At 38.5% G+C, this 19,923-nt stretch carries 21 protein-coding genes; 5 read left to right on the forward strand and 16 right to left on the reverse strand.

From position 1 onward, the window contains the following. Nucleotides 1–339 precede the first annotated feature (339 nt). The 4 genes from ACHABW_RS11770 to ACHABW_RS11785 form a co-directional block, all read right to left on the reverse strand. Complete coding sequence (locus tag ACHABW_RS11770) at nucleotides 340–771, reverse strand: PaaI family thioesterase (RefSeq protein ID WP_435755493.1); 432 nt, start codon at nucleotides 769–771, stop codon at nucleotides 340–342. 123 nt (nucleotides 772–894) lie between these two features. Further along, nucleotides 895–1,743: an HAD family hydrolase gene (locus tag ACHABW_RS11775; protein WP_110936841.1), complete on the reverse strand. Its 849-nt coding sequence runs from the start codon at nucleotides 1,741–1,743 to the stop codon at nucleotides 895–897. A gap of 646 nt (nucleotides 1,744–2,389) precedes the next feature. Beyond that, on the reverse strand, nucleotides 2,390–2,752 hold the full coding sequence (locus tag ACHABW_RS11780) for a YlbF family regulator (RefSeq protein WP_110936842.1): 363 nt from the start codon (nucleotides 2,750–2,752) through the stop codon (nucleotides 2,390–2,392). Nucleotides 2,753–2,885: 133 nt separating this feature from the next. Then, complete coding sequence (locus tag ACHABW_RS11785; protein ID WP_435755494.1) at nucleotides 2,886–4,028, reverse strand: DUF445 domain-containing protein; 1,143 nt, start codon at nucleotides 4,026–4,028, stop codon at nucleotides 2,886–2,888. 159 nt (nucleotides 4,029–4,187) lie between these two features. Here ACHABW_RS11785 and ACHABW_RS11790 point away from each other — a divergent pair, with 159 nt between their 5' ends. The 3 genes from ACHABW_RS11790 (at nucleotide 4,188) to ACHABW_RS11800 (ending at nucleotide 6,668) form a co-directional block, all read left to right on the forward strand. Further along, complete coding sequence (locus ACHABW_RS11790) at nucleotides 4,188–4,409, forward strand: DUF5342 family protein (RefSeq protein ID WP_435755495.1); 222 nt, start codon at nucleotides 4,188–4,190, stop codon at nucleotides 4,407–4,409. Nucleotides 4,410–4,425: 16 nt separating this feature from the next. Beyond that, nucleotides 4,426–5,328, forward strand: coding sequence for a PucR family transcriptional regulator (locus ACHABW_RS11795; RefSeq protein WP_435755496.1), 903 nt, complete (start codon nucleotides 4,426–4,428; stop codon nucleotides 5,326–5,328). 245 nt (nucleotides 5,329–5,573) lie between these two features. After that, nucleotides 5,574–6,668, forward strand: coding sequence for an ABC transporter ATP-binding protein (locus ACHABW_RS11800; RefSeq protein ID WP_435755497.1), 1,095 nt, complete (start codon nucleotides 5,574–5,576; stop codon nucleotides 6,666–6,668). Nucleotides 6,669–6,780: 112 nt separating this feature from the next. Here the strand turns inward: ACHABW_RS11800 and ACHABW_RS11805 are convergent, their stop codons facing one another. From ACHABW_RS11805 to nadB, 12 genes are all read right to left on the reverse strand, one after another. After that, entirely contained in the window at nucleotides 6,781–6,993 is a 213-nt protein-coding gene (locus tag ACHABW_RS11805) for a small, acid-soluble spore protein, alpha/beta type (protein ID WP_435755498.1), read from the reverse strand. 146 nt (nucleotides 6,994–7,139) lie between these two features. After that, the gene (locus tag ACHABW_RS11810) at nucleotides 7,140–7,790 is read right to left on the reverse strand and encodes a 3-oxoacid CoA-transferase subunit B (protein WP_435755499.1); all 651 of its coding nucleotides are present in this window, start codon (nucleotides 7,788–7,790) and stop codon (nucleotides 7,140–7,142) included. A gap of 16 nt (nucleotides 7,791–7,806) precedes the next feature. Then, nucleotides 7,807–8,499 carry a CoA transferase subunit A gene (locus ACHABW_RS11815; RefSeq protein ID WP_110936849.1) on the reverse strand — a complete coding sequence of 231 codons (693 nt, stop codon included), beginning with the start codon at nucleotides 8,497–8,499 and terminating at the stop codon, nucleotides 7,807–7,809. Nucleotides 8,500–8,521: 22 nt separating this feature from the next. Then, a complete protein-coding gene (locus ACHABW_RS11820; protein WP_435755500.1) occupies nucleotides 8,522–10,051 on the reverse strand; it encodes an acyl-CoA carboxylase subunit beta in 1,530 nt (509 codons plus the stop codon). 30 nt (nucleotides 10,052–10,081) lie between these two features. Then, on the reverse strand, nucleotides 10,082–10,858 hold the full coding sequence (locus ACHABW_RS11825) for an enoyl-CoA hydratase-related protein (protein WP_435755501.1): 777 nt from the start codon (nucleotides 10,856–10,858) through the stop codon (nucleotides 10,082–10,084). Next, nucleotides 10,834–11,766: a hydroxymethylglutaryl-CoA lyase gene (locus tag ACHABW_RS11830; RefSeq protein WP_435755502.1), complete on the reverse strand. Its 933-nt coding sequence runs from the start codon at nucleotides 11,764–11,766 to the stop codon at nucleotides 10,834–10,836. The genes ACHABW_RS11825 and ACHABW_RS11830 overlap by 25 nt, the downstream gene beginning before the upstream one ends. A 9-nt stretch (nucleotides 11,767–11,775) precedes the next feature. Then, the gene (locus ACHABW_RS11835) at nucleotides 11,776–11,991 is read right to left on the reverse strand and encodes an acetyl-CoA carboxylase biotin carboxyl carrier protein subunit (protein ID WP_435755503.1); all 216 of its coding nucleotides are present in this window, start codon (nucleotides 11,989–11,991) and stop codon (nucleotides 11,776–11,778) included. 25 nt (nucleotides 11,992–12,016) lie between these two features. Continuing rightward, the gene (locus tag ACHABW_RS11840; RefSeq protein WP_435755504.1) at nucleotides 12,017–13,345 is read right to left on the reverse strand and encodes an acetyl-CoA carboxylase biotin carboxylase subunit; all 1,329 of its coding nucleotides are present in this window, start codon (nucleotides 13,343–13,345) and stop codon (nucleotides 12,017–12,019) included. Nucleotides 13,346–13,357: 12 nt separating this feature from the next. Beyond that, complete coding sequence (locus ACHABW_RS11845) at nucleotides 13,358–14,509, reverse strand: acyl-CoA dehydrogenase family protein (protein ID WP_435755505.1); 1,152 nt, start codon at nucleotides 14,507–14,509, stop codon at nucleotides 13,358–13,360. A gap of 178 nt (nucleotides 14,510–14,687) precedes the next feature. Next, nucleotides 14,688–15,788 carry a quinolinate synthase NadA gene (gene nadA, locus ACHABW_RS11850; RefSeq protein WP_435755506.1) on the reverse strand — a complete coding sequence of 367 codons (1,101 nt, stop codon included), beginning with the start codon at nucleotides 15,786–15,788 and terminating at the stop codon, nucleotides 14,688–14,690. Next, the gene (nadC, locus tag ACHABW_RS11855) at nucleotides 15,778–16,632 is read right to left on the reverse strand and encodes a carboxylating nicotinate-nucleotide diphosphorylase (protein WP_435755507.1); all 855 of its coding nucleotides are present in this window, start codon (nucleotides 16,630–16,632) and stop codon (nucleotides 15,778–15,780) included. The genes nadA and nadC overlap by 11 nt, the downstream gene beginning before the upstream one ends. Next, nucleotides 16,598–18,121: an L-aspartate oxidase gene (gene nadB / locus ACHABW_RS11860; protein ID WP_435755508.1), complete on the reverse strand. Its 1,524-nt coding sequence runs from the start codon at nucleotides 18,119–18,121 to the stop codon at nucleotides 16,598–16,600. The genes nadC and nadB overlap by 35 nt, the downstream gene beginning before the upstream one ends. A 94-nt stretch (nucleotides 18,122–18,215) precedes the next feature. Here nadB and ACHABW_RS11865 point away from each other — a divergent pair, with 94 nt between their 5' ends. Both ACHABW_RS11865 and ACHABW_RS11870 read left to right on the forward strand, forming a co-directional pair. Further along, nucleotides 18,216–19,346: an IscS subfamily cysteine desulfurase gene (locus ACHABW_RS11865; protein WP_435755509.1), complete on the forward strand. Its 1,131-nt coding sequence runs from the start codon at nucleotides 18,216–18,218 to the stop codon at nucleotides 19,344–19,346. 22 nt (nucleotides 19,347–19,368) lie between these two features. Next, nucleotides 19,369–19,920, forward strand: a complete 552-nt coding sequence (locus ACHABW_RS11870) for a transcription repressor NadR (RefSeq protein ID WP_435755510.1) — start codon at nucleotides 19,369–19,371, stop codon at nucleotides 19,918–19,920. The last annotated feature ends 3 nt before the right edge of the window (nucleotides 19,921–19,923 follow it).

Below are 19,923 nucleotides of genomic sequence, written 5' to 3' on the forward strand. Positions count from 1 at the left end.
GATTAGCAATAGCTGAAGACCTCGTAGGACGGTCTTTGTCCGAAAGCGGCTGAAGCATTGCCCGCGGAAAGCGTCCGCCTAGAGCGAATTCGAGCCTCTCTGTTCGATGAAAACAACAATCTCTAAAAAAAAAATAATTTTATAAATTCTGATGTAAGATAAATGCTTAGTATCTTAAATACAGCGTGATCTTACGCCACCACGAGTAGCACCTCGTAATGAGTGAAGATGCTAACCGGGGTGGGTTCCCTTGATACGTGTGGTATAAAGAGAGTTGTCAGTTTATATATTTTTCCTATCTTTCAAGAAAAAAAGACCGCATTTTTAAGCGGTCTTAACTTATGTTTCTATTGAGTAAAACGTACCAGTTACTTTGCTTAATAGGCGATCTTTATCATCATGAATCGTACATTCTACAAATTGGACATTACTCCCTTTTTTTAGGAAATAGGCTAATGCTGTCAATGAGCCAGATGTTGCAGTTCGAAAAAACTGTGTTTTCAACTCTAAAGAAACACTTGGTCTATCAGTAAACGCAGCACATAGATGTCCCATTGCCGTATCAGCTATATAACTAATGATACCTCCGTGAATAAACTTAACCGGATTATACATCAATTCAGAAATAGGAGTGTGAAGACTAAGCTGTTCTTTTTTTTCATCGTAATCAAACGAGAAATCGAATAAAGAATAGAGAAAAAGATTGCCACTTGCATCATTGTGGTCTTTAATTGCCTGATTAGCTTTTTCCTGTGTTTTCAGTTCATCCATTGTAAGAAGCTCTCCTCCATAAATATGCTTCTATAAGTTTAGCGATCCTCGATACAATGGTCAACCATTAGGGACTTTTTATTTTGATCTTACTAACTATCTCCAACTCCTTGAGTTAGTAAGTTAGTTATATTCCAATTTATGTTGTTTTCGAAATACTTCTTTTACCATGTAAGAAACACCATCTTGATCGTTGGAACGCGTGACCCATTCCGCTGTTTCTTTCAAGTTACTATCAGCATGACCCATCGCTACTCCTAAACCGGCTTGAGATATCATCCCAATATCTCGATGATCTGAGCTCACTGCAACCATTTCATTCGGTCTAATTCCAAGTCGTTTCCCTAAATTCAACAAAGCATTCTCTTTTGATGCTAATTCATTTGTAATGTTAAGTTCACCATCTCCGGTATAAGTAATCTTCACTCCTGTAACCGTATCCTGTAACTCTTCAAATGCGTCAAATTGCTCTTTTTCATTCCAAAATCTCGCCTGAATATTAAGTGCACTAATAGGGTGGTCGATAAGTCTGTTACTCGGAGACTCCATATAATGAATCGGGTAGAATAGAGAGTCTGTCATTTGCATTCCTACTTTAGCCATGAGTGGTTGCTTTACTCTTGTTTTATTCGAGATCGCATACTTTTCATGAAATACCTTTAATTGACAATGATAATTCTCTAAGATGTCCACCATCTGATACACTTGTTCTGCTGAAATTCTTCGTTCAAAAATTGGTTCTGTAACATCGTTAGCCATAAAAGCCCCATGGTGAGTAATTAAAAATGGGTCTTCTAACTTTAATGATTTTGCTACTTTTTTTGCCGAGAAAAAAGACCTACCTGTTGCTAGTGTAATGTAAACACCTTTACTTTTTACATAATCCATCGCTTCTTTTGTATCCTTCGTTAATCGATGATTCGATTTTAAAAGGGTTCCATCGATGTCTAACGCTAATAAGCGAAATGCCATAGTTGTTCCTCCCCTTTGTACCCGTGATTGATACTATATATGAGCGAGGACAAGGATATAGAACAAAAGGATCTTCTATATAATAGTGTCTGTCTAATTTTTTCAAATAACACAAATTAGGTAAACTGCATTGCCATCTTTAAAAAACTTGGTGTCTTTTTCTCTTTTGTTGCTTTTGTTATCATCGAAGGTTGTTTGGAGGAATAATCCGCGAGCCTCCTCAAGCAAGGGAACCAACAATATCAAATAAGATTTTTCCCTGGAAATCGGATTCCTTGAATTCAATGATCTAGAGAAAGTATTTGTGACACTGGGCATAGTAGACCGACCTCGAATGTCTCTAAACACCGAAAAAGCTCCACTCGCCAGGTCTATGCGGGTTTGAGTGTAGCTAAAGACATCACAAGAAGTGGGCTCCTAGTGTCATTAAATCAACCTGACACGAAGCACCTGAGTGTCATCATGAACGAACGAAGGCTTGAAGCGTCTCCCCCACCTAAAGCGGATTCGGACACATCTATCCAAAACCATACAACAATCTTTAAGAATTAAGAATTTAAAAAACACCTGTTAAAATAGGACAAAATATTCTAACACTAAAAAAAAGACCTAAAGCATCAACTGCTTTAGGTCTTCCTCATGACTATTACTGTTGTCCTTCTTGCGGATCAACACCATACAGTTCCTCTAAAGGTTCTGTAATAATTTTGTTTAATTCACTGACAAGCTGGCTCATTTTTTGCTCTTCTTGCATCAACTTCGAGATAATCTCATGTTGTTGCACTACCTCAAATTGTTTCTGAGCATTTTGAATTTCATCTTCCGTAATTTGCTCACCTTGCATTTGTTTTTGTTGAAGTTCCATTTGAACTTGACGGAAGTTATCCAACATACGCTTAGCCACTTCGTCTTTGTTAACTTCGTTATGAAGCTCTCGCAGTTGCGTAAACTCACTGCTTTCTTTTAATTCTTTCGCTAGTTCGTTTGCTTTGTCATATGGATTTGCCATGTGTATTTCCTCCTTAGGTTTTTATATGCACGAGCTAATCAAAATTATTTTTCTCATTTTCCTAAGCGCACATATGTAGAATCATATTAGACTATAACATGAATAAATAACGAATTCATCCGTTGGCATCAAATTAAACGAAAAAAACGATAACTATTCCTTGAACCAACCCAACTAAAGCTCCAATTAATGCACCTAAAACTGCAATTAATTTCAATTCCCTCTTTGCTATATCGAGAAGCATTTCCTCTAACTTTTGTAATGGGAAGCCATTTACTTCCGTCGTTACAATTTCCCTGATTCCAATTCTTTTTATAATGGATTTGATATATCTTGATAGTATAGTGGCAGCAGAAGTCATCATATAAGGAACTACCGTCTTTTGAAGTATTTTTTCATATTGATGGCTCCAAACTTCCAATGGCTTATCCCACTCACCAACTAAAGGCAGCTGATCAACTACAGCTTTCGAGAGAGACTGCACTCTAGTAGATACATTCTCATCACTTATATAGTTGGAAGGAGAATTAGAAATAACTTGCTCCCACTCCTTTTGCAGCAAGTTGGTAAGAAGCTGTTCCGTATGCTTTTCGTTTAAGAAACGAACCAATTCATTAGTTAAGGCACTCGATAGCGAAAATCGATTTGCCATTTTTCCAAGCATATTTGAAATGCCACCTCGGGAATTAAAAAAACGGGAAACCATTTCTTCCATTTGAACTCTTCCTTCATCGGTGTGTAAATATTCTTCTGTCTTCTTAAGAATACTGGCTGAGATTGAGGGAATCGTTGCATTCATTTTTTCATGCCATTGTTTAGGAACTGATTCTTTCAGTGGGATATTTTTATATTCTTCTATCCATCCCAGTAGCTTTGTTTCAAGTCCTAATTCAATCGATTGACGAATATTCTTCAGTTGATCCTTTTTATCTAAATGCAACTCCAACCATTCATCAAGAGTTAATTCTTCTTTTAGTAATTCTTTTACAGCCAAAGAGAGTCGATCCTCTGCTTCCTTTAATAAAAGACCGTCCTTTAGTTTTTCCTGGATGCCTTCAGGGGTAACTAAATGGTCCTCGACTGTTTTCCCAAGGCTAATTGCTATTTCTGATCTTCTTTTGGGTATTAACCCAGGTGTGAATGGAAGTTTAAATGATCCAATGTATTTGGCCTCATAAGGACGAAATAACATACGAATCGCAATAATGTTCGTTCCACCACCAATGATTGCTCCTATGATAATAAGAACCCCAATAAGTAATAAATCATTAGTCATGTCTATCCCTCTCTTTACCTATCCTTATATTTCCCATTCCCTAACTCAGTAATTCAAAACTCCACGTTCCATTCATCTTCCAACGAGCCATTCTTCATGGTACTATTATTATCATGCTGCAACTCCCTAAGCTTACATAATTAATTGGAGGAATGTCGAGTGATCACCCATTTCCAGCTAAAAGAAATTAAAAATAACATGATTAATCAAGAATGGGAATTTACATTCTTCTATAAAAAAAATAAATATAAGGGTAAATACTTTAAAAATGGTGAGATAACATGGATACACCCTTCCAGTATCACTACAGATGATAAGACATTTTTAGAATCGTGTGTTCATGATTTAATGTTGTATCATGTTTACGAAGATCATTCATAGAAAGGAACATACTATCATGTTTGACCAACTTAAACACCATTATTCTCATGCAATCTCTTCTTTTAACCTTCCTGTCGAAAGGCAATTCATTGTCAGTTTTCCTGAGAAGGAAAATGGCCAGCTTATTTTAGACAAGTCATTATTAAGCGATCAAGAAATATCTTTATTAAGAGCATTGTTCCAGGTTATCGAAGGACATATTCCTTTACATAACTCGCAAGATCAAAGATTTTATGAACTCTTAATTGAAAAAAAAGAAATGAATACAGAAGGTTATCTTTATTTTCCGATTCGATGCATTCATTTTTCTGTACTAGGTGATGTTGGCGATAGAAGTGATTTCTCAGAGGCGATGAAGGGCTTGTTCCCTGCCAGCCTTTCACTAGTTTGGAAAACGGCTACAGATGGTTTCCTGCTTCAACAAGTAGACTCTGAAATGGATGATTCCATCGCCTTAGAATCAATTGTCGACACAATAGCAAGTGACTTCTATGTCAAAGTATCATTGTATGTTGGTTCTTCTGTGCCAGACACCTCTAGTTTAATCCAGCAATATGATTGGGAAAATAAAGCATATTCTCTTGTAAAAAGAACACACCCCTCAAGATCTTATTTTATCGAGCAGGATGTAACCACTTACCTCTTGTTAGATGATGCATCTCCTGACACCATTCAATTTATCTTGTCTATGCTAGATCCTGTTAGGGATGACCGCAGTCTATTACAATCCGTAAAAACCTATTTGGAATGTAATATGAATACCAGTCTTGCAGCCAAGAAAATGTTCATGCACCGCAATACTTTGCAATATCGAGTAGATAAATTTATTGAAAAAACATCCATTGACATTAAACAATTCCCAAATGCGGTAGCTGTTTATTTTATGCTTTTGTCTTTTAATTCTCTCAAAAACGAATAGATTTAATTAGCTGAATAACTCTTTGGAAAAAAGTTTGCTGCTTTTTTATGAGATCAGGATGCCTCTCCCACGACATAGCTTGCGCGGAGATGCATTCCTAAATTAGTACCAATTTGAAATCGCTTGCAATGTGCACAAAAACTTTGTCCAATTTTTGTGCACGGTTACAATAGCCTTGAAAACCTTTTCACGGTAAACTAAAAACAGTTATAAAGGTGATATTAAATTTTTTGGAGGGTTTTTTCATGGCAGATATTAAATTTGACAGTATTTATAAAATTTATGATGGTGATGTACAAGCGGTTACAGATTTTAAACTTGATGTAGAAGACAAGGAATTTATCGTTTTCGTAGGTCCATCTGGTTGCGGTAAATCAACTACACTCAGAATGGTAGCTGGATTGGAAGATATTTCACGTGGTTCTCTTTACATCGGGGAAGACAAAGTAAACGATGTAGCTCCTAAAGACAGAAATATTGCGATGGTTTTCCAAAACTATGCCCTTTATCCTCATATGAACGTTTATGAGAACATGGCTTTCGGCCTTAAACTTCGTAAGTTCAAAAAAGAAGACATTGATAAGCGTGTTCGTGACGCGGCTCAAATTCTTGGATTAACAGAAATGCTTGATCGTAAACCAAAAGCAATGTCTGGTGGTCAACGTCAACGTGTTGCTCTTGGACGTGCAATCGTTCGAAATCCAAAAGTATTCTTGATGGATGAGCCTTTATCCAACTTGGATGCAAAACTTCGAGTGCAAATGCGTGCGGAAATTACCAAGTTGCACAAACGTCTTCAAACAACAACAATCTATGTAACACACGACCAAACAGAAGCCATGACAATGGCAACGAGAATGGTTGTTATGAAAGACGGTTTTATTCAACAAGTTGGTGTGCCTAAACAAATTTATGATTATCCGGACAATGTTTTCGTAGGTGGATTTATTGGTTCTCCTTCCATGAACTTCTTAACTGGTAAATTAAAAGATGGAAATTTCTATCTAGGAGAATTCCCAGTAAAAGTACCAGTTGGAAAACTGAAATCTCTTGAGAAATATAATAATAAAGAACTAATCCTTGGAATCCGTCCTGAAGATATTCATGATGAGCCGGTATTCCTAGATGCAGCTGAGAATTCTCAATTTACGGCTACGATTGATGTTGCCGAATTAATGGGGGCAGAATCATTCCTATACTCTAAAGTAGAGGATCAAGATTTTATTGCTCGAGTTGATTCTCGTACAGATGTTACAAGTGGTAACGAAATGAAGCTTGCTTTTGATATGAATAAGTGCCATTTCTTTGACCCTGAAACAGAACAACGTATTAAACCATAATAATTATTGCGGGTGTCTCAAAAGATAAATAGATCTTTTGAGACACCCTCTTTGTATGTAAAAGTCGGGGAATAGACGCATCTATTCCCCGTTAGTCATTTTATTAAATTAATTACTGTTGACCTTGTTGACCTCCGAATTGCTGTTCAGCCATTTGCACTAAACGTTTCGTGATCTCTCCACCAACTGAACCATTTGATCTAGAAGTTGCATCTGCACCTAAGTTAACCCCAAACTCCTGTGCAATTTCATACTTCATTTGATCCAATGCTTGTTGTACGCCTGGTACTACAAGTTGATTTGAGCTGTTATTGTTACTTGCCATGTTTCTCACCTCCTATCGTAAACATAGTGTGTTTCAATACGAGGATGCTATGTACCAAAAAACCTAACAATATTTAGAAATAAATTATTCCATAAAAGAAAACCACACTCCTTGTCAGAGTATGGCCAACATAAATTGCATCCTGCTCACTTAGTTTGATTCAATAAAACTGGTTCCGTCACAGATTGAATATCCTCAAATGAGCTTTTATCAAGTATTTCAATTAATGCAAGTCCATTTTCCGTTATATCTATTACAGCTCGTTCAGTGATAATACGGTTAACAACAGCTTTTCCTGTTAAAGGCAGTTTACACGATTTTAAAATTTTAAATCCACCATCACGATTAACGTGCTCCATAATAATAACAACTCTTTGTGCCCCATGTACTAAATCCATCGCGCCACCCATACCTTTAATCATTTTTCCGGGAATCATCCAATTAGCTAGATCTCCGTTTTCGGCTACTTCCATTGCTCCGAGTATCGCAATATCGATATTGCCGCCACGAATCATCGCAAACGATTCTGCGCTGTTAAAATACGCTGATCCATTTATTGCAGTCACCGTTTCTTTTCCTGCATTAATTAAGTCAGCATCTAATTCTTCCTCTGTAGGGTATGGTCCAATACCTAACAGACCATTCTCAGATTGTAACATCACTTGTTTATTTTCTGAGATATAATTAGCCACCATTGTGGGCATGCCAATGCCAAGGTTTACATAATTCCCGTCCTGAATTTCTTTTTCTGCCCGCCTCGCAATCATCTCTCTCATTGCTTTTCGTTCTTTACTCATCAAACGACCTCCATTCTTATACTTCCTTCAAGGTTTTTCTTTCAATTCTTTTTTCTTGTGTGCCTTGAATAATTTTATTTACATAAATACTAGGAGTATGAATGAATGCGGGATTTAGTTGTCCAGGATTTACTAAATGTTCTACCTCGGCAATTGTTACCCTGCCAGCAGCAGCAATAATTGGATTAAAGTTTTGCGCGGTTTTACGGTAAACTAAATTACCGAATGAATCTCCTTGATAAGCTCGAACCAAGCTAAAATCACCATTTATTGCTTTTTCTAATAAATATTCCTTCCCTTCGAAGATTCGAGTCTCTTTACCTTCTGCAATTTTTGTTCCAACTCCAGCTGGTGTATAAAAAGCCGGAATACCTGCTCCTCCAGCACGAAGCCTTTCAGCCAACGTTCCTTGTGGAACTAGTTCAACTTCTAACTCTCCGGCAATCACTTGTCTTTCAAATTCTTTATTTTCGCCAACATATGAAGCTAATATTTTATCAATTTGCTTGTTTTCTAATAAAAGTCCCAGACCCCAATCATCTATTCCACAGTTATTTGACACAACTGTGAGATTTTTAACTCCTTTTTCTCTCAAAGCTTTAATCAAGTTTTCCGGAATTCCACACAAACCGAATCCTCCAACCAAAAGAGTTGCACCATTGTTTATACTTTCTACAGCGTCTGAAAAAGAATGATAAATTTCTTTCATTATTCAATTCCTCCTCTTCCTATTACACCGGGTACACAGGATGTTTTCTCACAGAAAATGAGCTTTCTTTTGATTGGTATAACTCAAAACGGGAAATTAAATTAGTCCTCAATTCATTTGCTAAAACCACATCATCAACAATCAATTCAGATGCTAGCCTGTAAATATCAATGTCTTCTTCGTATTCTTTTCTTTTCTTTTGAATAAAAGAGGACCTATCCGCTTCCGGCAAAGATTGAATTGTATTTGCATAGACAGCATTAACAGCTGCTTCAGGACCCATCACCGCTATTTGTGCTGACGGAAGAGCAATGCAACAATCGGGTTCAAATGCCGGTCCTGCCATGGCATATAAACCTGCGCCATAAGCTTTCCGTACAATGACAGAAATTTTCGGAACAGATGCTTCCGCCATTGCTGCAATCATTTTCGCTCCATGCCGAATAATCCCAGCTTTCTCTACTTTCGTCCCTATCATAAAACCAGGTACATCTGCTAAGAATAATAATGGGATTTGAAAAGCATCACACAACTGAATAAAACGAGCGGCTTTATCAGCAGAGTCCTGAAATAATACACCACCTTTTTGTTTTGGCTGATTGGCAATGATTCCTAAAGCTTTACCATCCATTCTTGCAAATCCAATAATTATTTCCTTTGCAAACAGTTCCTTCATTTCAAAGAAACTTTCTTCATCAATCAAGCCACTTATAAAATCCTTCATGTCGAATGGAGCATTTTGGTTGTTTGGTATTAGCTCTTCTAAACTTTTATCCATCTTTCGTGCTGCATGCGAAAGAATTGCTTCTGGAAATTGTCTGAAATTCTGTGGAAAATAAGAAATATACGATTTAGCTCTCTGGATTGCCTCTTCTTCTGTTTTAACTAAAACATCCCCACAGCCTGAAATGGAACAATGCATCTTTGCTCCACCCATTTCTTCCAGAGAAACCTTCTCTCCAATAACCATTTCTGCCATCCGTGGAGAACCTAAATACATAGAGGCATTGCCTTCTACCATCATGACAACATCACAAAATGCAGGGATATAAGCTCCACCCGCTGCTGAAGGACCAAACAATAAACAAACCTGGGGAATCACTCCAGAGAGTTTTACTTGATTATAAAAAATCCGCCCTGCCCCTCTTCTATTCGGAAACATCTCGATTTGATCAGTAATTCTCGCTCCTGCCGAATCTACAAGGTAGAAAAGTGGTACCATTAATTTTTCAGCTGTCTCTTGGATACGAATGATTTTTTCTACCGTTTTCGCTCCCCATGAACCAGCTTTCACTGTGGAATCGTTTGCCATCACGCAAACAGTTCTTCCTAGTACCTTTCCGGTCGCTGTTACTACCCCATCCGCCGGTAATGTACCGACATCTTCATTCGCAAATTTTCCGTCTTCTATCCAGTCGCCGTTATCAAATAAAAGGGCTAATCTTTTCCTGACGAATAACTTTCCTTTCGCTTCATTAGCTTCATGATATTTATCTGCTCCACCCGCTTCAATTCTTTTTACTCGTTTAAACCAGTCATGATTGAGTTCCATACAGTCACTCCTATCATTCATTCCCTTCATTTATTCACCGGTAAATTTCGCAGGACGTTTTTCTTGAAATGCTGCTAGCCCTTCTAACCGGTCTTTTGTAGAAATAATTTCTTCATATGCCTCCCTTTCTATATCCATACCTCTATCTAAAGATGTCTCTAAAGCTTTACTCATTGCTATTTTTGCTTGGTAGTTTGCTAACGGTGCCCTCTGAGCAATGTCATAGGCTAAATCCATCGCTGCATCGACTAATTCTTTACGGTACGTTACCTTTAGCACTAAACCTTCTTGCAAAGCTTCTTGAGCAGACAAGCGTTTCCCCGTAAATACCATTTCCTTTGCCTTATGAATACCGATAATTTTAGGTAGAAGCTGCGTTCCACCTGCCCCAGGAATGATGCCTAAACTTGTTTCAGTGAGAGCAAAGCTTGCATTTTCCGAGGCAACTCTTAAATCACATGCCAGAGCTAGTTCAAATCCTCCTCCGATTGCAATCCCATTAATTGCGCCTATTACTGGTTTAGGGAATTCGTGAAGGATAAACATCGTATTGCTAATCATTGATACAGCGTCGCGCACTTGTTTCTCATTCATTGCTGCCCTTTCTTTTAAATCAGCCCCTGCAGAGAAGACCTTTTCTCCAGACCCAGTAATAATTAAAACACGTATTTTCGTTTCTTCACTCCAAATGTTTAGTTGCTGCCTTAATTCAAGTAGTAACTGGTGGGACAAAGCATTGGCCGCCTCTTGCCGATTCAATGTAATTATTCCAATATGGTCCACTACTTCTGTGCGAATAAGTTCCATGAATCCACCCCCTTCTTATATAAATTTAACTGGTGACTTGGGAGATTGTGATTTAAAACTTTTTCTATAAACATTGCAGCATTCATTAATGCTTCCTGTTGAATAAATGTAGCGATACCCATTTGTTCTAACATGAAAGCTAAATCTTCTGTAGCGATATTACCACTTGCCCCCTTGGCATAAGGACACCCACCTAAACCTCCTAATGAACCGTCAAAGGTTTGGATGCCAGCTTGGAGACCAACAAGTGAGTTTGCTATCCCAAGACCTCTCGTGTCATGAAAATGTAATGCAAAGTTGTCAAGGTTGCCAAAATAATTCTTTAATTCAGTTAATAATCTCTCTACTTGCTTTGGATGAGCAATCCCAATCGTATCTCCTAATGATATTTCGTACACTCCCATATGAAAAAGTTTCTCACAAACTTTTTTCACTTCTTCAATAGCAATTTCTCCTTCATATGGGCAGCCAAATACCATTGATATATATCCTCGAACTCGTTTCTTTTCAGCCAATGACCCTTTAATTACTTCATCCAATACAGGATACGTTTCCTGTTTTGATTTATTTATATTTTTTCGATTATGAGTTGCACTTGCAGATATAAATACAGAGAGTTCGTCAACATTGCTGGCTAAAGCACGTTCCATGCCCTTAACATTTGGTACGAGCGCACAATAGATGGCATCAGGGTGTCGCTTAATTTGTTTGAAAACTTCTTCTGCATCGGATAGTGCCGGTATCCAGGATGACGAGACAAAAGAGCTACACTCAATGTAACGTAATCCACTATCGCTCAACATGTTGATCCACATCACTTTATTGGCTGTTGATACATTTCTACTTTCATGTTGCAACCCGTCTCGTGGACCTACTTCTTTAAGAATCACTCTTGATGGAAAATTCATCCCCTGCTCCTAACCTTTCAACCTTACTAGAACGACATCCTCATCTACGAAAGCGCCTTCATTTACAACGATGTCATCTACAACTCCTTTTTCTTCCGAAACAATCGGAATCTCCATTTTCATGGACTCTAATATAATCACTTCTTGTCCCATTATCACTTCATCACCAACCGATACTAAAACTTTCCAAACACTCCCTGCCATATTTGATTTAATTACTTTCATTAGTACCCCCTTCTTCCATGGTTTTCTATTCGTTTACAAAATGTGTTGTTACTTTGCCAATTTTGAATCGTTCATCCTCCAGCACGTCTAAAATCATTGGTACATTCGTTTTAATCCCTGAAACAACAGATTCCTTTAAGCATCTAGTCAGTAGTTCTATACACTTATTTCTTGAAGCAGCATAAGCGATTACTTTGCCGATCATAGGATCGTAATAAGGAGTAACGATCGTACCAGCCTCTACACCAAAGTCATAGCGTATGCCATCCATTTCTGGAAACGACCACGTTTTAATCGTTCCAGGCGACGGAAAAAACGTTTTAGGGTCTTCCGCATATATTCGAACTTCCATTGCGTGAGTTGCTTTCTTTTCATTATATTTCAAATTCTCTATTCGATTACTTTCTGCTAAGCGAATTTGCCATTCGACAAGATCTATTCCTAATGTCTCTTCCGTAACTGGGTGCTCTACTTGTAATCGTGTATTCATTTCTAAGAAATAACTATTTTCATGCTCGTCAACTAAAAACTCAATTGTTCCCACATTTGAGTAGTTTAATGTTGATCCTGCTTTGGTTGCTTCTGCTAAGAGTCGTCTATTAGCTTGTTCTGAAAAATTTGGAGGTGGTGCTTCTTCCATGATTTTTTGGTGCCGTCGTTGAATCGAGCAATCACGACTACCTAACGCAACTATTTCCCCAAATATGTCCCCGGCAATTTGTGCCTCGATATGGCGGGGATTTTCAATATATTTTTCGAGATAAATGGTAGAATCTGCAAAGAATCTCTCCGCTCGTTTCACAACCGAAGAAACTGCTTTCATGATGTCATCCTCACGCTCCACTTTTTGCATCCCGATTCCGCCGCCACCTGCTGCTGCTTTTACCATCAAGGGATAGCCGACTTTGTCTGCTGCTACTTTTACCATTTTTTCTTCTAGATTAATCAAATTCATTCCCGGGATAACAGATAATCCTGCATTTTCCATCATTTTCCTCGCTTGAATTTTATCACCCATTTTTTCAATTGCTTCTTCCGAAGGTCCAATAAAAATGATCCCTGCATCTCGAACCAATTTTGCAAACGTGGCATTTTCCGCTAGAAGTCCATACCCGGGATGGATCGCACCAGCTTTGCATTGTTTCGCAATCTCAATAATTTTCAATTGATTTAAATAACTTTCACTTACCCGGGATCCACCGACTAAGAAGCTCTCATCTGCTTGTGACGCATGAAGACTAGTTCGATCTGCTTCTGAAAATATAGCTACTGTTTGAATATCAAGCCTCTTACACGTTTTAATAATCCTACATGCAATTTCGCCTCGATTAGCAATCAATATTTTTGTGATCATTTCTAACCTCCCTTACGACCTTGGACATCCTATTTCCCGGGCAATGACTAACCGTTGGATTTCAGAAGTTCCCTCCCCTATTTCCATTAACTTTGCATCTCGTAAATACCGCTCAATCCGATATTCTCTCATGTAGCCATAGCCTCCGTGAATTTGCAAAGATTGGTTGCATGTTCTGGTAGCGGCTTCCGACGCGAAAAGTTTTGCCATCGCTGCTTCTTTTTTAAATGGTTTATTGTTGTCTTTTAACCACGCTGCTTTATAAATTATATTGCTCGCAACTTCTAGTTCCATCGCCATATCCGCTAATTTAAATTGAATCGCTTGAAAGCTGCCTATTGGTTTATTAAACTGTTTTCGTTCCTGACTGTATTTCAAAGCTGCTTCATATGCTGCTCTTCCTATTCCTAATGCCAATGCTGCAATCGAAATTCTGCCACCATCTAATGTAGACAAAAATTGGTGAAACCCTTTTTCGGGGTCACCGAGAATATTTTCTGTCGGAACCTCGACATCCTTAAGCACCAACTCAGTCGTATTTGATCCCTTTACGCCCATTTTTTGATAATTACTTTTTATTGTTAAACCTTTCGTTCCGGTAGGCACAATAAATGCAGATATTTTCTTTTTACCTTGTTCATCGATTCCATTCACTGCTGTAACAATGACAGTTCTTGCAAAACTCGCATTAGTAATCCAACATTTTTCGCCATTTATTACATACCTATCTCTCCTAAATACAGCTTTTGTTTTCGTTCCTCCCGCGTCTGATCCTGCATTTGGTTCCGTTAATCCAAATGCACCCAAACTTTCCCCCTTAGCCAAGGGAATTAAATGCTGTTGTTTCTGTTCCTCTGTACCAAAAGCATAAATAGGCGAAGCACCCAGAGATACCGCAGCTGCAAAACTTAATCCGGTAGAACCGCAAATTTTCCCTATTTCTTCAACAGCTAAAATATAGGAAGTCGTATCGCCTCCCGCTCCCCCATATTTTTCAGGAAAAGGAATTCCTAAAAGGCCTAGCTTACCGATTTTCTCGAAAACTTCAATTGGAAATCTTCCCGTCCGATCAATTTCATCTGCAATTGGAGCTATTTCCTTTTGCGCAAAATCACGCACCATTTCCCGAACCATTTCCTGCTCTTTAGTAAATGAAAAATCCAATCCATCACTCCTCCAATAAATGTAAGGGCTTTCATTACTATACAGAAAAAACCTAATCTGACTTTGTAATCGTTCAGATTAGATCTATACCTACTATAATTATAATCATTAAATTCAGAATTGTAAAACTAATTTAGTAGCACCTATGACGGATAGTCAGGTGCTACCGAAATATTCTTTAAACATTAACTAGCATTCGATCTATCGCCAGTTTAGCCTCTTGTGCGACTTGGTGGTCAACACGTATTTGATTTGGTATTCTTCCCTCATATAACTCATCAAGGGCCCACACTAAATGCGGTAAATCAATTCGATTCATCGTTAAACAAGGACACATTTCTGGATTTAAAGAGACAATTGACTGGTCAGGAAATTGTTTTATTAAACGTTTCACAAGGTTCATTTCTGTTCCAATAGCCCATTTCGTCCCTTTAGGTGCTTGCTTTACTTGTTCGATAATGAAACGGGTAGATCCAGCTAGATCAGCCGCTTGCGTGACTTCCCATGAACACTCTGGATGCACAAGAATTTTTCTCTCAGGATCTTTTTCCCGTAAGGACCACACATGATCGATTCTAAAATTTTCATGAACGGAACAATGGCCTTTCCAAAGAATCATTTTAGGATCTAATACATCTTCTTCCATCGCTTCCTTGTGCGGATTCCATACGACCATTTCGTTCAATGAAATACCCATATCATAAGCGGTATTTCTGCCTAAATGTTGATCAGGTAAAAATAAAATTCTTTTTTTCTGTGAAAAAGCCCAATGCAGCATTTTCTCTGCATTTGACGAAGTAACCGTAGCACCACCGTGTCGACCAACAAATGCTTTTATTTCTGCAGAAGAGTTAACGTAGGTTATAGGTATGATGGTGTCCCCATAAATACTTGTCAGCTTTTCCCACGCTTTTTCAGTCTGTGCTCTATTCGCCATGTCTGCCATAGAACAGCCAGCACGTAAATCCGGTAATATTACCCGTTGATTTTCATTTGCTAGTATATCTGCCGTTTCCGCCATGAAGTGAACACCACAAAAAATAATGTAAGATGCTTCCGTATTGTCCGCTGAAACTTGGGCTAATTGCAAGGAATCACCTGTGGCATCAGCAAATTGAATAACGTCGTCCCGCTGATAATGATGACCAGGTATGAATAAGTCTTTACCGAAGTACTTCTTTAGCTCCCATGCTTTTTCAATCAACTCTTTATCGGTCGCTTCCTTATACTTATCAGGTAGTTGTGGCTGAACTTCTTGAAATATATCATTAAGAAGCATTTGTAACTCCCTCCTTTACGGATACATTAAAGCTAATATCTAATGCTGTTGCAGAATGAGTTAACGCCCCCATAGAAATGTAATCTACCCCTGCTTTTGCATAAGCTTCTAATTGATCTTCCGTCATTCCCCCGGAAACTTCTGTTGTGATGTGGGAAGGAATCATTTTGCACCAAGTCGTTGCTTCTTCAACAGAGCAATTATCCAACATAATCACGTCAACGCCTGCTTTAATTGCTTCGTCTAGTTGAAGCAAATTTTCTATCTCAACTTCAATCTTTCTCATATGACCAATAGACTGCTTCACTTTTGTCACAGCTCTTGTAACCGATCCTGCTTGGGTAATATGATTATCTTTAATCAAGATAGCATCATCCAGACCGAATCTGTGGTTCCAACCTCCTCCACACCTTACAGCATACTTTTCCAACATTCGCAGACCGGGGGTTGTTTTTCTTGTGTCACATATTTTTGTTTCTGTCTCCTTCACTTTGGAAACCGATACCGCGGTTTTTGTAGCTATACCAGATAATCGTTGTATCAGATTTAAAGCCACCCTTTCTGTACTTAAGAGGTCAACGATTGGACCGGATACCTTCGCAAAAATTTCTCCGGATTCAAGTAAATCACCGTCACTTTTCAAAAGTGTAAGTTCAATCTTTCCCGAAACTAATTCATAGATCGATTGAAGAACTTTCTCTCCACAAAAAATTCCTGGCTCTTTCGCTAAAAATTCGGCCTCTCCCCACTCATCTTCAAATATTGCTTGAGATGTTTGATCGCCATAACCAATATCTTCTTGTAAAAAATTAGATAACTGTTGCTTTAATAAAAGCTGATTCATGTTCTACTCTCTCCTCTTCGCTCTGCATAAAGTGAGCACCTATACTTTTTTTTCTATTTAAAGCAGCTTTGGCAATCAAAAAAGCCGTAAGCATCATATTACTTCGCTCCAACTCTTTTTTACTCCAGCCATTTCTAGTAATAGATTGATACTTTTCTATTTGATAAGATTCAAGCCAACTAAGGAATTCCAGTAATTTTTTCTCCGTTCTCACCACACCTAATGCATTTGTCACCTGTTTTCTTATGTCACTTTTGGGAGGAAGAAGGCACTTCAAAGAGTTTTCAGAGGTTTGAACAGATTTAGAAGGCAATCGATCATAGGTTTGCGGTAACCCGCTGATCCATTCTCCCACCCTTTCCCCGAATACAATTGCTTCTAGCAAAGAGTTGCTAGCCAATCGATTCGCTCCATGAACACCACTACCAGCTACTTCGCCTACCGCAAAAAGATTTTGTACACTCGTTCTCCCGTACTCATCTGTTTGCACACCTCCCATATGGAAATGTGCCCCTGGACGGACAGGAATCCTTTTCCCTTCCCAATCGACATCGTTGCGCACACACATGTCTTTAATCTGTGGAAAATGTTCATCGACTTTTTGGACATCCGTAATATCAAGATAAACATCATTTCCTTTTTCAATGTGTGAATAAAGAACTCTTGCCACAACATCTCTCGGAGCTAAATCTCCTAAAGGATGTTTGTCTTTCATGATTAGTTCCCCTTCGGAGTTTACGAGCTTCGCTCCCTCACCTCGCAGTGCCTCTGAGGCTAAACCGATCACTTTATGATTAGATACAATGAGCGTTGGGTGGAACTGAATATATTCTAAGTCTAGTAATCTTGCACCAGCCCGGTAAGCTAAAGCGATACCGTCTCCTGTAATCGTTTCATCGTTACTGGATTCCTGAAACAATCCTCCTAAGCCTCCAGTTGCCAAAATAGTTTGGTCTGCATAGAGTTCTTGTGTATCACCCTGTTCATCTTGTATGAGTGCTCCGATACATGCGTCTTTCTCAATAATAAGATCGATGACAATACAGTTTTCTTTCATGTGAAGTTTATCACGTAATTGTCCAGAAAAATAAGTCATCGTACGATCTCCTGTTCGGTCTCCACCCGCATGAACGATTCTCCGTTGACTATGGGCCCCTTCTTTTCCAAGAGAAAAACTGCCACCTAATGTTTTGTCAAATAATAATCCGTTGTATATCCAACATTTCAGTCGCTTAGGTCCTTCATTAACTAATATATCTACTAGTGCGCGGTTATTTTGAAAACAGCCAGCATGTAACGTATCCTCCATGTGGAGAGTTGGTGAATCCTCTTCACTAAGAGCAACAGCGATACCTCCTTGTGCTCTCCAGGAGTTCCCCTCTGTTTTTCGCCCTTTTAAAACCATCGTTACTTGTTTATCTGCGACAAGTTTAGAAGCAGCCATCATCGCAGCTAATCCACCACCTATAATTAAAACATCTGTTTTCATCAAATAAATCACCTTAATCTTTACATGTGTCTTGACACCTATATTTACATAAAATTAAACTAATGACAAGACATTTTAAGAAAAGGTGATTTTTATGATATATTTAGACCATGCAGCAACGACTCCTATCTCAGAAAACGCAGTAAATACTTGGATAAAAGCAAATGATTCCTTTTTTGCCAATACGAGCAGTCTCCATGAACCAGGAGAGGTTGCCAACCAGCTACTAACTACTTGTCAACGTCAGTTAGCGACCCTTCTTGATTGTCAATCTGACGAAATTTATTTTACAAGCGGAGGAACAGAGTCGAACCATTTAGCTTTAGAGAGTCTATATCTAGCAAACAAACATAAAGGAAATCACGTGATTACTTCATCCATTGAACACCCTTCTGTTCATTCTTTTTTTCACCAGCTTGAGGAAAAAGGGGTGGAGGTTACCTATTTGCCGGTTGATCACCACGGACTCATTGACATCGAAGAAGTAAAAAAAGCGACAAGAAATGATACTTTTCTGGCATCGATTCAACATGTCAATGCGGAAATTGGTACCATTCAACCGTTAGCACAATTGGGAGATTGGTTTAAAGAATGTGCGATCATCTTTCATAGTGATTGTGTGCAATCGTTTGGAAAAATCCCTATCAATACACCCGCTTTTTCTGTTGACGCCATTTCTATATCAAGTCATAAAATTTATGGACCAAAAGGTGTTGGAGCCGTTTTTCTCTCTAATAAAGTGAATTGGTCTAAAATACGTCCTTTAACCTCTCACCAACAGGGTTTTCGGCCTGGCACGCTAAATATCCCGGGAATTGCCAGCTTTACACAAGCTTCCGTTGATATTCATGAACAATTGGAGGATAGACGAATACAAGCTTGGAGTCTACGCGAGGGATTCATAAGCGCGATAGCTCCGTTAGGTGACAAGCTTCGGATTGAGGGACATCCTTTAAAGTCTAATCAACTTCCATGGATTATTGGAATTTCTATCAAAGGGATTCAGGGACAATATATGATGTTATCGCTAGACAGACATAATATCTGTATTTCTACTGGAAGTGCTTGTCAATCAGAGGAATTTGACGCATCATCAGCCATGAATAGCATTTATCTTAGTGAACAAGACCGATTGCGTTTTTTCCGTATCTCATTCGGGAAACATACAACAAAACAGGATCTCAGCATTACAGCAACAAAAATACTGGAAATATCAAAGGAATAATTTTTTGGGAGGCATACAATCTATGAAATCAAAGAAAAAGTGGCTTGGGGACGAACGCCGCGAAGAAATTATTTCTTTATTGAGGCAAGACAATATTCCGTTGACCGGAGGACAGTTGGCAGAATATTTAAATGTCAGTCGCCAGGTGATTGTTCAGGATATTTCGCTATTAAAAGCGAAAAATATACCCATTTTAGCAACGAGCCAAGGGTACGTATTAACCGAGGATAACGCCAACGAACATGCAATCACTCGGATCGTCCCTAGTTATCATCGACCGGAAGATACAGAGCAGGAACTTCTTATCCTTGTAGATCAAGGGGTGCTCGTAAGAGATGTGAAAGTGGAACATCCGATTTATGGAGATTTAACGGCCAGTGTCATGGTCAGTAATAGAAAGGAAGTTTATCAATTCATAAAAAATATTCAGAAAACTAATGCTAGTTACTTGTCCGAGCTAACCGATGGAATCCACCTTCACACACTTGAGGCTAAATCAGAACAAGATTTGGATGATGCTGAAAGAGCCATGGATCAAGCAGGGTTTTTATTGACAGACAACACAAAACACTGATTA

Origin of the sequence: Salipaludibacillus sp. CF4.18 (assembly GCF_051262595.1) — a bacterium.
Lineage (GTDB): Bacteria > Bacillota > Bacilli > Bacillales > Salisediminibacteriaceae > Salipaludibacillus > Salipaludibacillus neizhouensis.